Source organism: Streptococcus phocae (assembly GCF_001302265.1).
GTDB classification, from domain to species: domain Bacteria; phylum Bacillota; class Bacilli; order Lactobacillales; family Streptococcaceae; genus Streptococcus; species Streptococcus phocae.
The window spans coordinates 1-12,859 of sequence record NZ_LHQM01000008.1 but is presented as its reverse complement, the minus strand read 5'-3'; the positions used below and the strand labels follow the sequence as shown (position 1 = coordinate 12,859).

Sequence of the window (12,859 nt, the reverse complement as noted above, 5' to 3'; positions counted from 1 at the left end):
TTATGAGGCTTTGCCTTGTTTTTTGATGCTTGCTTGAGCGGCGGATAATCTTGCCAGAGGTACTCTAAACGGCGAGCAAGAAACATAGTCTAAGCCTTGGCGGTAACAAAATTCAATAGATGCTGGGTCACCGCCGTGCTCTCCACAGATACCTAGTTTGAGGTCTGGTTTAGCAGAACGTCCCAATTCTACTGCCATACCTAATAACCTGCCAATACCTTTTTGGTCTAGGGTTTGGAAAGGATCTTTCTCTAAAATACCTTGGTCTACATAGTCTCCTAAAAACTTACCTGCGTCATCACGAGAAAAACCAAAGCCCATTTGCGTCAAATCATTTGTACCAAAACTGAAGAAATCAGCATGTTGGGCAATCTCATCTGCTGTGACACAAGCTCTTGGGATTTCAATCATTGTCCCAATTGTATAATCCATCTCAAGCCCTGCCTGAGCCAGTTCAGCCTGTACAGTATCATCAATCAACGGTCTCAAGAGCGCCAATTCCTTGACAGTTCCAATAAGAGGCACCATGATTTCAACCTTAACGGAAATGCCTTCTTGCATGGCTTGGATAGCTCCTTGAGCAATGGCTCTTGCTTGCATTTGGTAAATTTCAGGATAGGTTACTGCCAAACGGCATCCTCGGTGACCAAGCATTGGATTGAATTCTGCCAAGTCCACAATGCGTTTGTTCAAATGTGCCACAGATACAGACAATTGACTAGCCAGAGCTTCTATGGCAGCTGCTTCTTGTGGTAAAAATTCATGGAGTGGTGGGTCTAATAGGCGGATATTGCAACCTTTTCCGTCTAGAACTTTGAAAATATTATAAAAGTCGTCACGTTGGAAAGGTAACAGTTTTTCAAGTGCCACGACACGGGCTTCTTTGCTGTCTGCCAAAATCATCTCACGAACAGCTGGAATACGATCTTCTTCAAAGAACATGTGCTCAGTACGACACAAGCCGATTCCTTCCGCTCCAAACTCAATGGCTTTTTGTGCATCACGTGGGTTATCGGCATTACTTCTGACCATGATATCACGCGCTTCATCAACCCAATCCATAAAGGTCTTATAATCTTGATCCACCTGGACAGAAGTCATGGCAATTTCACCTAAGTAAACGCTTCCATTACTGCCGTCAATAGATAGATAGTCACCTTCTTTAATAACCATGCCGTTGACTTCAATGGTCTTTGCAGCCTCATCAACCCTTAGCTGGCTACATCCTGCAACACAGGTCTTGCCCATACCTCTAGCTACAACGGCTGCATGTGAGGTCATTCCACCTCTAGCAGTCAAGATTCCTGACGAACTTACCATGCCTTCGATGTCTTCTGGAGAGGTTTCTTGTCGCACTAATAATGTCGCTTCTCCTGATTTAGCATGTTGAACAACATCATCGGCGTGGAAATAAACTCGACCTGATGCTGCTCCAGGAGATGCTGGTAGCCCTTTAGCTAACAAGGTTGCCTCTTGACAAGCCTTCTCATCAAATGTTGGGTGCAAGAGCTGGTCTAGTTGATTTGGCGCAATCCTCATAATGGCTTCTTCTTTGGAGATTAACCCCTCATTGACCAAATCTACTGCAATTTTAATGGCTGCTTTAGCAGTACGCTTCCCATTTCGGGTCTGAAGCATGTAGAGCTTGCCTTTTTCAACAGTAAACTCAACGTCTTGCATGTCCTTGTAATGCTTTTCGAGCAACTGTGTAATCTTTAAAAATTGGTCATAGATAGCTGGCATATCTTCTTGTAGACAGCTAATGTTTTGTGGGGTACGAATCCCTGCGACCACATCTTCACCTTGAGCGTTGATCAGGTATTCGCCAAACAATTGATGGTCTCCAGTTGAAGGATTTCGAGTAAAGGCAACCCCTGTTCCGCTGTCTTGCCCCATATTACCAAAGACCATCGTTTGAATGTTAACAGCTGTCCCCAGTGTATCTGAAATGTCATTTAACTGTCTATAAACTTTTGCTCTTGGATTGTGCCATGAGCGAAAAACAGCTTCAACCGATAGCAAGAGTTGTTCTTTAGGATCCTGAGGAAAAGCCTTGCCAATTTCACTTAGGTAGATAGACTTGTACTCCTCGACAATCCCCATCAAATCGTCTGTGGTCAAATCCGTATCAAATTGGTACCCTTTGGCTTCTTTGATCCGATCAAGAACCATCTCAAATTTGTATTTAGGAACTCCCATCGCCACATCTGCAAACATTTGGATAAAACGGCGGTAGCTATCATAGGCAAAGCGTGGATTGTTTGTCGCAGATACGAGTCCTAGCACACTCTTGTCATTAAGCCCTAGATTTAAAATCGTGTCCATCATTCCAGGCATCGAAAAGACTGCACCTGACCTAACAGAAACTAACAGCGGGTTTTGATCACTTCCTAGCACCTTGCCCTGCAACTCTTCCAAGTCCTTGACAGCCTGATCAATCTGCTCCAAAAGAAGCTCGCTCATCTGTTCATCTTTGGCATAATAATCCTTACAGGCTTCTGTGGTGATTGTAAACCCTTGTGGCACAGGCAAGCCAATAGCCGTCATCTCTGCCAAATTGGCTCCCTTACCTCCAAGTAAAGAACGCATACTCTTGTCGCCTTGGTCAAAACGATACACAAATGTCATTTCCATGATATTGCCCCCTTAATTACATGTCATAATCTTTGACGGTCCTTAGACCGTTTGATTTCAAAATATCAATAATAATTGTTGCTGTTTCTTCAATGGCTTTATGGGCCACATTAATTACTGGACATTTCAAGTCCTTCATCACCCGATCAGCGTAGTCTAACTCGCTCAAAATGCGCTCCATTTTAGCATAATTCGCTGCGCTTGAAACCCCTAGCGCTTTAAGGCGTTCGCTGCGAATATGATTCAATTTCTCAGGTGAATTGGTTAAGCCGATAATTCGCTTAGCTGGTATCTCGCGTAGCTCTTTAGGAATAGGCACCTCAGGAATCAAGGGAATATTGACCACCTTGATTTGTTTATCTGCCAAATACATGCTAAGAGGTGTCTTTGAGGTCCGTGATACTCCCAAGATAACCACATCTGCTTTTAAAATGCCTCTTGGATCCTTGCCATCGTCATATTTAACCGCAAACTCGATAGCATCGACTCGGTTAAAGTACTGGTTGTCTAGCTTACGCAGCATACCAGGTTGCCCTAAAGGCTTGTCCCCAGAAAGGTCAGCCATGGTTTTAATCACATTGGTTAACAAATCAACATAGGCAAATCCTTCTGCTTGACACCTTTTTTCAGCATAGTTGGTCAGCTCTTCGTCGACAAGACTTAGCATCATAAAGGCTGTCTGTTGGCTAGCCTCTTCAAAAACCTTGTCTAAGAGTTCCTTGCTGTTAATGTAAGAAAACCGCCTGAAGTCCCAATGATCGTGGTTGGGAAATTGGTAAATACAAGCCTTAGCAAGGGCTCTTGCTGTTTCACCTAGTGAATCCGAGATGATAAAAATGGATAATTGATCTTCCATGTCAATAGCCCTCCTACAATTCCAAAAACAGACGTGTCATGATTGTTTTTGACAACTTGCCAACCACCGTCATTTTCATGGGGTCTTGTTTGTCCAGTCGTACTACAGGTAAACTGTCAACCTCTCGGTTGACCAACTGCTCAGCTGCATCGACCACTAAATCAGACTCCATAACCGTCGTTAAATTTGGCATTCTGGTCATAATCATCCCTACAGGCATTTTATTCAAATCACCTCCACCAATAGCGACTTTGAGCAAATCTTTTCGAGAGACAATACCGCAAAGGTAATGGTCCTTATCTAAAATGAAAACGCCTCCACTGTCTTCCATAAAGATGCTGACAATGACGTCATAAACCGAGTCTTCTTGATAGGCTATGAGAGGAACTCCCATAACATCAGATACCCGTGTGTTTCGGATTGTCGACTGGCTAGCTGGTAGTATTCCTTCTCCCTGATAGCAGTAACCAACCTTGGGCTTGGCATCTAATATCCCAAGCATAGTCAAAACCACCAAATCTGAGCGTAGGGTCGCCCGAGTTACCTCTAACATATCGGCAATGTGCTCGCCAGTTATCGGCTCATTTTCCTTAACGATGTCAATAATAGCTTCTTGTCTTTTACTTAATTGGATAAGGGTCACCGCCTTTATTATGATATACTATTTATTTTATATGATATATTATATAACCTTAAAATGATTATTTCAAGCGATAAATGACGACTAATGAATTTTTTATTTCAAAAATAAAAAAAGCCTGCCCAAAGCAAGCTTTCTAAATTCACCTTTCCAACGCTTTAGTCCAAGCAGAGGTTCCACCTTGGACATTGATAACCTGATAGCCTTTTTCATTTAAGAAAACTGCTGCTTGATTCGAGCGTGCTCCGGATTGACAAATCATATAATGCTTAACCGTTCTATCTAAAGACTGATATTCCTGTAAAAACCGAGATAAGGGCATATTAGTAGCACCTGGAACATGGCCTAAGGCATATTCATCTGCTTCTCTCACATCAATAATCGATAGAGTTTCTTTCTCACAGCTCTTTTCAAAAGCTGTCATTTTGATTGTTTTCATTTTAGTTAAACCTTTCTGGATAAACGCTGCGATATAAGGCATAAGCGCCATCTAAATTAACAACATCAAAACCTGCCTGTCTTAGAAGTCGCTCTGCCAAATAGGATCTTAAGCCACTGTAACAACTCACAATGTAAGTTTTGCTCTTATCAAGCTCATCCATTCTTTGTCTTAAGTCATCTAGCGGAATAGTTAGAGCTCCCTCAAAAGGAGCTTGTGCAGCCTCTTGATCTGTTCTGACATCTAACAATACCTTACCTGATGCTAATTCATCTTGAAGCTGATACCATTGAATGGAGCGGCTAAGTCCTTCCATCACATTCATGGCCGCATATCCTACCATATTGACAGGATCTTTGGCAGATCCAAATAGCGGGGCATAAGTCAGCTCCAGTTCTGGCAAATCAGCAACGGTTAAGCCTGCCTTAATAGCTGTTGCTAAGACATCAATGCGTTTATCAATACCTTTGGCCCCAACTGCTTGTGCTCCGTAAAGGGCACCTGTTTTAGCATTGAAAATCAGTTTTAGAGTGATAGGACTTGCACCTGGAAAATAGCTGGCATGATCATTTCCACGAACATGAACCACAGCCACGTCATCAAAATTCTGTTGAGCAAGTCGCTCACTCAAACCAGTTGAAGCAGCAGATAAATCAAAGACACGGACAATAGCCGTACCGATACTGCCTCTATTTGGCCTTGCTAAGCCAGCAATAACATCTGCTACTTGTCGACCCTGTCGGTTAGCTGGACTAGCTAAAGAAATCAAAGCATCTTGACCAGTTAGTTCCTGCTTTACTATAATCGCATCCCCAACAGCATAAATGTCTTTTTGACTGGTTTGGTAATTGTGATTTACTACTATTCCCCCTCTTAGCCCCAATTCCAACCCCGCCTCTTTAGCCAAGGTGTTTTCAGGCTCCACACCAACCGATAAGATGGTCAAATCCGACTGAAGGTGACTGCCATCCTCTAAAATGATCAATTTCCCTTGATCTTTAAAAGCTTTAGCCGACTGTCCTGTCACAACCTTAACGCCATTGCGACTCAATGCTTCTTGAATGAAACTTGCCATTTCTTGATCTAAAGGCGGTAGCACATGTGGTGCTTTTTCCACTAAGGTGACTTGAAAGCCTCTCTTTGTCAATGCTTCTGCCATTTCAAGTCCGATGAATCCTGCTCCTATGATGGTAACCATCCCCTCATCCTTATCTGCTAAGGCTGTCATAATATGATCTAAGTCAGGAATATTACGCAAAGTATAAACATTTCGAGCCTGCTCTAATCCCTCCATCTTAGGAATAAAAGGCTTGGCTCCCGGTGATAGAATTAGCTGATCATAGCTTTCTTGGTAAACTTTTCCATCATGCTTTAAAGTGACTTGCTTGCCCTTAAGGTCAATAGCCAGCGCCTCAGTTTCGGGACGCACATCTAAGCCAAATCGATTCGTCAAGCCTTCGGCACTTTGAACTAAGAGTTTATCACGGCTACTAATCTCTCCAGATAAGTGAAAAGGTAGCCCGCAATTGGCAAAAGAAACATAAGGGCCTTTGTCCACCACAATAATATGAGCATCTTCCATCAATCGTCTCAAACGTGTCGCAGCCGACATACCCCCAGCTACACCACCGATAATCATAATTGTTGTCATTGTCATCATCCTCCTAAGTATTAGCTTGACTGACCGGCCCCGTCCAAGCAGCCATTCCACCTTTGACATTAATAGTCTGGTATCCCATCTTATTTAAAATTCGACTAGCTTTTTGACTTCTCATGCCCGATTGGCAAATCAGATAGAGAGGATCCCCCTTCGGGCTCTTATAGGTCCCAATCTGATTAAGCGGAAAATGTCTGGCCTGCTTAATATGTCCTGCCTGATACTCTGCCTTACTGCGAACATCTAAAAGCTGAATTTTTTTCTGTTTCACTAATTCCTGTAATTCTTGAGTTGAGATACTCTCTTGCTTAGCACCTAACAAGGCTAATAATTTTTTCAACATAGTCAGTTTTCCTTTTCTTTTATACCCCTATGGGTATATAAAGATTAACACGCTGCCAGTAAGCTGTCAACAAAAAAGATTGACTATATTTGACAAAGACGACCTCGCTCAGTATAATAAAGCCAACACAAATGAGGTAACTTATGAAAAAAGATAAAAAAGATATTATTAATCGTTTAAAAAGAGCTGAGGGGCAACTACGTGGCGTCCAGAAAATGATTGAAGAAGATCAGGAATGCTTTGATATTATGACCCAACTAACAGCTATTCGATCTAGTATCAATAGCACTATGGGCTTGGTCATCGCTCAGAAAATCACTCAGATTATCGAAAATCCTGAGGCAGATCCCAAACGCCAAGAAGAGCGCATTAACCAAGCCATTAATTTAATCATCAAAAAATAAAAAGCGACGCAACACAAAAACAGAAATCCAAGGATTTCTGTTTTTAGTTTGTTAGTTCAGTGATTAAACGAGCACCCAAGACGTTTTTCAAATGATTAAGAGCCCATTGATGATTCTCTTCGGAAAGACTAGCAACCGCTGAGGTCACCACCTCAATCTCATAACCTCTATGATACGCATCAATAGCCGTATGAAGGACACAGATATCGGTCAAAACACCTGTCAAAACAATTGTGCTAACACGGCGCTCTCGTAGCCTAATCTCAAGATCTGTCCCCGAAAAAGCCGAATAGTGACGTTTATCCATCCAAAAAACCTTGTCATCATCTTTGATAGTGTCATAGACTTGTCCCAAAGGCCCAAACAAATCACGCCCTTGTGTGCCTTTGATGTTGTGAGGTGGAAAAAGTTTTGTCTCTGGGTGAAAACGATCGCCCTCTTCATGCCCATCAATCGTAAAGAAAATATAGTAACCTTTATTAAAAGCTTTTTCTGTGATTTCTCCTATTTCTTGTGCAATCGCCTGAGCAGAGGCCCCTGCCGTCAGTTTTCCATCATCAGCTACAAAATCATGGGTATAGTCAATCGAAATCAATGCTTTCATCTTTTTTCTCCTTTAGGTATCATCCTTACAAACGCTTTTATTTGTCTATTGTATCAATAGACATTACAGGTGTCAAGACACATGTTTTTACCTATTAAAAAACCTAAAAGGGCGAGTGCTACTACTAAGCCTCTGCCCTTTTAGGAAATCTACTGATGTGATTAAAATTCTTTTAACTTGTCAAAAATACCTTCATTGATGACCTTGAGGTAAGTTCCCTTCATCCCCAGAGAACGGCTTTCAATAACGCCTGCACTTTCCAGTTTGCGTAAAGCATTGACAATAACAGAGCGTGTAATGCCGATGCGATCAGCAATAATCGAAGCGGTTAAACGCCCTTCATTACCATCGAGCTCCCCGAGAATAGCTGCTACAGCTTTCATTTCAGAGTATGACAGGGTACTAATCGCCATGTTAACAGAGGTTTGCTTGCGAATGGTTTCTTCCAGATTTTCAGTTTGAAGGTTTAATAATTGAATGCCTACTACTGTACTTGATATCTCAACCAAAATCAAATCATCGTCATTAAATTCTTCGTCATTTCGCCAAATAATTAATGAACCTAGGCGCATACCACCACCATAAATAGGTGCAATGGTCGTGAGTCCATCGGGATAGATGTCTTTTGATTCTACAGGGAAAATGGTTAATTCATTTTCGACAGACAAGTTGGCTTCAGTGTCATAAACACGGCTAGCAGCCTTGACATAAGTATCTGGAAATTGCTTTGCGTCAAAAAATTCTTCGACGCGGTCAGTATTGGTTTTGTACTTCATCGCGTAACCTAACAAGGTTCCGCCACCATTGATAATACAAGCATTGCAATCAATGATATCTGCTAGACGAGCAGCCATAGCATTATAGGGTAATTCAGTATCTAAACTATCTACAGAACGCTGCAAGATAGACGTTATTTTGCGAGTTTTCTCTAACAAATTTGGCATGTTTTTAGTTTCCTTTGGATTATTTGCCCTGCAATTATACCAAATCGACCTGGTTTTTGCAAGGAATTATCAGAAAATTGTCTATTATTTCTACAATTCTGACGATAGCCGTCAATTCCTAGAGATGGAGACAATATCCTGCCTCCTATCTAGCTAATTCAACGCTTCAGTTTAGCGTTTGTACTGTTTGAGCACTCGGGTAATTTTTTCTTGAACATCTTCTAGTTCTTTGATGATTGGCAGGTAAACAATGCGGAAATGGTCTGGCTCTTTCCAGTTAAACCCTCGTCCATGCACTAACATGACTTTTTCTTGTTTTAGGAGTTGGAGCACAAACTCTTCGTCGTCATCAATTCGGTACATGTTGCGATCAATTTTTGGGAAAAGGTAGAGACCAGCCTTAGGTTTAACTGCTGATAGTCCCGGGATGTCGTTAATCGCCTTGTGCATAAAATTACGTTGCTCAAAGATACGCCCCCCTGGCAAGAGCAATTCGTCCACAGACTGCCGTCCCCCAAGCGATGTCTGGACCACCTGTTGCGCCAAAACGTTTGAGCAAAGGCGCATATTGGCTAGCATATTAATTCCTTCAATATAGCCTTTAACATGCTCTTTGGGTCCTGACAAGACCATCCAGCCCACCCGAAAACCTGCAATGCGATGGGATTTTGACAACCCATTCATGGAAACGCAAAAGACATCAGGAGCCAGGCTAGCAATCGCCACATGCTCACCGCCATCCATCACCAAACGGTCATAAATTTCGTCTGCAAAAATAATGAGCTGATGCTCTCTTGCGATGGCTACGATTTCTTCTAGAACCTCTTTAGGATAAAGGGCACCGGTTGGGTTGTTAGGGTTGATGATAACAATAGCCTTGGTACGCTTGGTGATTTTTGATTTAATATCAGCAATGTCAGGATACCATTCAGCTTCTTCATCGCACATGTAATGCACGGCATTTCCTCCACAAAGACTGACACAAGCCGTCCACAGTGGATAGTCCGGCATCGGAATCAATACCTCATCTCCGTTATCAAGCAAGGCCTGCAGGGACATTGAAATCAGCTCTGATACCCCATTTCCTAGATAGATATCATCAATATCGACCTCGGGAAACCCCTTGAGTTGGCAATATTGCATGATGGCTTTTCGTGCTGAAAAGATCCCTCTGCTATCTGAATAACCTTCGCTATGGCGAGCATTCAAAATAAGGTCACGAATCACCTCATCTGGCGCTTCAAAGCCAAAGGCTGCTGGATTTCCTGTATTTAATCGAAGGATTTTTTCTCCATTTGCTATCATGCGATTAGCTTCATCCAAGACTGGCCCTCGAATGTCATAGGCCACATGGTCCAGTTTTGATGATTTATTGATTATTTTCATAGTCCTTATTTACCTCGTATCCCATATTATAAACCAAAAAATTTAAAATAGAAAGAATTAGACCACTGAAATGCTCTGACCAAGTATTTCAGAAAAGACACTGAAACGCTTTCAAAAAAACACTAAAAAAGGTATAATAGAGATATAATCATCATGCCACCAATTTTTCAAAGGAGGGCAAACACATGCCACAAAAATACGAACACATCCTAGTTGCAATTGACGGTTCCTACGAATCCGAACTAGCCTTTAACAAAGGGGTCATGATTGCATTGCGTAACGATGCTAGCTTACTGCTAACACACGTTATTGACACACGAGCCCTACAAAGTGTCGCTACTTTTGACACTTACGTCTATGATCGACTCAGCCAAGAAGCCAAAGAGGTTTTAGACGCATTTGAAAAACAAGCTCGGCAAGCAGGGCTGAGCAAGGTCAAACAACTGATTGAATTTGGCAATCCTAAAACTCTACTTGCAACCGAGATTCCTGAGAGAGAACATATCGACCTGATTATGGTTGGGGCAACAGGACTCAATACCTTTGAGCGTTTGTTGATTGGTTCTTCATCTGAGTACATCCTTCGCCATGCCAAGGTTGACTTGCTGGTTGTTCGTGACCAAGACAAAACACTTTAATCTAAAAACCTTTGGTACATGTACCAAAGGTTTTTTTTAAGTCTCTAAACGTTGAAGAGATTTTTGCAATTGCCTATCCAGTTCTTTTTTGATGGCAGATTCTGGAGCATAGAGTTCTTCCCAATGTTCAGGTTTTTGAATTTTATGTGTCACAGGGTCAAAGTGGGGTTTGCCATCAGGAAATATCTTGCCCATATTAGCTTCATGTACTGTTTCAAAAATTGGTTGTGGGTCCACTCCCATTAGCACAAAAGAGCCATAGGTGAAATAAAGAAGGTCAGCCAGGGCATCTACTTGTCCCACTAAAGGTGACTCTGAATGTGGTTTTGACTGAACCTTTTTAGCCGCCTTATCAATAGCTCCGTGCAAATCCATTAAAGACTGGGTAAAGCTGTTTTTATCGCCATGACTTGCCGCGTATAAAAATTCCACCAGCTCTTCAACCTTAAAGTCTGTGCGACGCGACGCTTCCGCCAGAGAATAGCCCCTAGGGGTTTCAATTGTATCCCCATCCATCAAACGATGGAAGTCTTTAACCTTGTTAAAGTTTTCATCTCGACTTTTAAAGCTTTTTTCCACATCAAAATGAATCAAGCCATAGTGTGCCAAAGCCTTTGAGATGCCATCATTATTATTGGTAGTCGTGGTAAAATGAGCACCGTTTTTAACCACAGTCTCTGCATTGCCCATGGCAACGCCTATCCCTACCCCTGACAACATTTCCAAGTCATTATCTGAGTCACCAAAGGCCATGACCTCAGACAGTTCGAAACCAAACATGTCTCCTAGGCGCTCAATGCCCTTAACCTTTGATTGGCCCATCGAAATCAAATCAAGCGAATAAGGACTGCTCCGCGTCACTTTTAGGTGAGGAAACTTTTCTTTAATCTTAGCGGTTTCTCCTGCAGAAGCCACCAAAACAATTTGATAAATCGGCTCTCTCATGATGGTCACCAAATTACTGACACTTTGTGGCTTAAAACGTCGAATCAAGTTTTTAAAACTGCTCTCCACTGTTTTAACCCAGCTCCGAGGCACAATACTACTCACCAATTGCCCAAAAGGGCTAGTTCCCATATCGATAATCCGAGAACCCGCCAGACCAGAAGCTGTCCCCAAAGAAACCTCACGTTTTTTATCACTAGCATAGCGAATGAGTTTATAAATCAGTGACTTGGGCAGCTGATTTTGATACAAGACCTTATCTCTGGTTAAAATGTACTGACCGTTGTAGGTCACCGCAAAATCCAATCCAAAATTTTCTAAAAAAGGTTGCACAAAACCAGGCCCACGACCAGTCGCTAGACCAACCATAATGCCTTGTTTTTTTAATTGTTGAATGGCTTTTTGAGTCGTTTTTTGGACATTTTTACGATCATTGAGAAGGGTACCATCAATGTCGAAAAAAACTGCTTTAATTGTCAAAACCTACTATATCTCTCTTCTATATGATATTAAGTTAAATTATATCACAAATTTTTTTGAGCATGTAGTTAATTGATAAGAATACCTAGTCACTAGATAAGATTCCTTGATTTTATAATACAGTTTTTTGTTAATTTTTTAAGGTAGTGTAAAATATCTTGTGTAAACACAAAAAGGAATAAAACCTGTATAGTAGAGTTGCGACACTTCACTAGAAAAGGATTTATTCCTACGACTCAGTTTACCACAGATTTAGTTCGCTTCCTAGCACAAAAACAAGATATAGATGACTTTTTTAAATCATCTTTAGAGACAGTGATAAATGAGCTATTACAAGCAGAGTTGTCAACTTTTTTAGGCTATGAACCCTAGAAAAAGAAGGTTACAATACTGGTAATAGCTTTAATGTCACCTATTCTCGTCGCTTTGAGACTAAGTATCGTCCTGTAAATTTGATGATTCCTAGAGATCGAAATGGTGAGTTTAGCCCAGATATAGTGCCTTCTTATGGATGACGTGATGATTATTTAGAAGAAATGGTGATTAAGCTCTAACAGACTGGTGTAACAACACGAGAAATTAGTGATACCATCGAACAGATGTATGGTCATCACTATAGCCCAACCACTATTTCTAATATATCAAAGGTGACTCAGAAAAACGTCACTGTTTTTCATGAGCGTTCTTTGGAAGTCAATTATTCTTTACTGTTTCTTGATGGGACGCATCTTCTTCTTAGACGTGGAACAGTCAGTAAAGAATGTGTCCATATTGCATTGGGGATTACACCTGATGATCATAAAGCTGTTCTTGGTTATGAAATTGCTCCAAATGAGAACAATTCTTCTTGGACAGACCTTTTAGAACGATAAACCATCTGTAACGACAA

The 12,859-nt window shown here is 41.5% G+C and carries 12 protein-coding genes and 1 pseudogene; 3 read left to right on the top strand and 10 right to left on the bottom strand.

From position 1 onward, the window contains the following. From ppdK to AKK44_RS02230, 6 genes are all read right to left on the bottom strand, one after another. Entirely contained in the window at positions 1–2,634 is a 2,634-nt protein-coding gene (gene ppdK, locus AKK44_RS02255) for a pyruvate, phosphate dikinase (protein ID WP_054278334.1), read from the bottom strand. Between the two features lie 16 nt (positions 2,635–2,650). After that, the gene (locus AKK44_RS02250; protein ID WP_037595195.1) at positions 2,651–3,490 is read right to left on the bottom strand and encodes a pyruvate, water dikinase regulatory protein; all 840 of its coding nucleotides are present in this window, start codon (positions 3,488–3,490) and stop codon (positions 2,651–2,653) included. Between the two features lie 13 nt (positions 3,491–3,503). Further along, positions 3,504–4,133: a helix-turn-helix transcriptional regulator gene (locus AKK44_RS02245; RefSeq protein ID WP_054278333.1), complete on the bottom strand. Its 630-nt coding sequence runs from the start codon at positions 4,131–4,133 to the stop codon at positions 3,504–3,506. Positions 4,134–4,272: 139 nt separating this feature from the next. Next, positions 4,273–4,569: a rhodanese-like domain-containing protein gene (locus AKK44_RS02240; RefSeq protein WP_054278332.1), complete on the bottom strand. Its 297-nt coding sequence runs from the start codon at positions 4,567–4,569 to the stop codon at positions 4,273–4,275. A 1-nt stretch (position 4,570) separates the two neighbouring features. Continuing rightward, on the bottom strand, positions 4,571–6,220 hold the full coding sequence (locus tag AKK44_RS02235; RefSeq protein WP_054278393.1) for an FAD-dependent oxidoreductase: 1,650 nt from the start codon (positions 6,218–6,220) through the stop codon (positions 4,571–4,573). A gap of 13 nt (positions 6,221–6,233) precedes the next feature. Continuing rightward, entirely contained in the window at positions 6,234–6,569 is a 336-nt protein-coding gene (locus AKK44_RS02230; protein WP_054278331.1) for a rhodanese-like domain-containing protein, read from the bottom strand. Between the two features lie 143 nt (positions 6,570–6,712). On the opposite strand from AKK44_RS02230, the gene AKK44_RS02225 reads away from it, so the two are divergent. Continuing rightward, the gene (locus AKK44_RS02225; RefSeq protein ID WP_037595191.1) at positions 6,713–6,973 is read left to right on the top strand and encodes a metal-sensitive transcriptional regulator; all 261 of its coding nucleotides are present in this window, start codon (positions 6,713–6,715) and stop codon (positions 6,971–6,973) included. 43 nt (positions 6,974–7,016) lie between these two features. Here the strand turns inward: AKK44_RS02225 and AKK44_RS02220 are convergent, their stop codons facing one another. The 3 genes from AKK44_RS02220 to AKK44_RS02210 all read right to left on the bottom strand — a co-directional run bounded on the left by AKK44_RS02220 (position 7,017) and on the right by AKK44_RS02210 (position 9,907). Beyond that, positions 7,017–7,577 (bottom strand): cysteine hydrolase family protein, encoded by a 561-nt coding sequence (locus AKK44_RS02220; RefSeq protein ID WP_054278330.1) that lies wholly within the window; start codon positions 7,575–7,577, stop codon positions 7,017–7,019. Between the two features lie 161 nt (positions 7,578–7,738). Continuing rightward, positions 7,739–8,521 carry a GTP-sensing pleiotropic transcriptional regulator CodY gene (codY, locus tag AKK44_RS02215; protein ID WP_037595187.1) on the bottom strand — a complete coding sequence of 261 codons (783 nt, stop codon included), beginning with the start codon at positions 8,519–8,521 and terminating at the stop codon, positions 7,739–7,741. A gap of 171 nt (positions 8,522–8,692) precedes the next feature. Continuing rightward, positions 8,693–9,907 (bottom strand): pyridoxal phosphate-dependent aminotransferase, encoded by a 1,215-nt coding sequence (locus AKK44_RS02210; protein ID WP_054278329.1) that lies wholly within the window; start codon positions 9,905–9,907, stop codon positions 8,693–8,695. 185 nt (positions 9,908–10,092) lie between these two features. On the opposite strand from AKK44_RS02210, the gene AKK44_RS02205 reads away from it, so the two are divergent. Further along, positions 10,093–10,545, top strand: coding sequence for a universal stress protein (locus AKK44_RS02205; RefSeq protein WP_037595183.1), 453 nt, complete (start codon positions 10,093–10,095; stop codon positions 10,543–10,545). A 36-nt stretch (positions 10,546–10,581) separates the two neighbouring features. Here the strand turns inward: AKK44_RS02205 and AKK44_RS02200 are convergent, their stop codons facing one another. Further along, positions 10,582–11,970 (bottom strand): Cof-type HAD-IIB family hydrolase, encoded by a 1,389-nt coding sequence (locus AKK44_RS02200; protein ID WP_054278328.1) that lies wholly within the window; start codon positions 11,968–11,970, stop codon positions 10,582–10,584. Between the two features lie 225 nt (positions 11,971–12,195). Here AKK44_RS02200 and AKK44_RS08605 point away from each other — a divergent pair. Further along, a pseudogene (locus tag AKK44_RS08605) lies at positions 12,196–12,839 on the top strand (IS256 family transposase); the annotation flags it as partial. Positions 12,840–12,859: the final 20 nt, after the last annotated feature.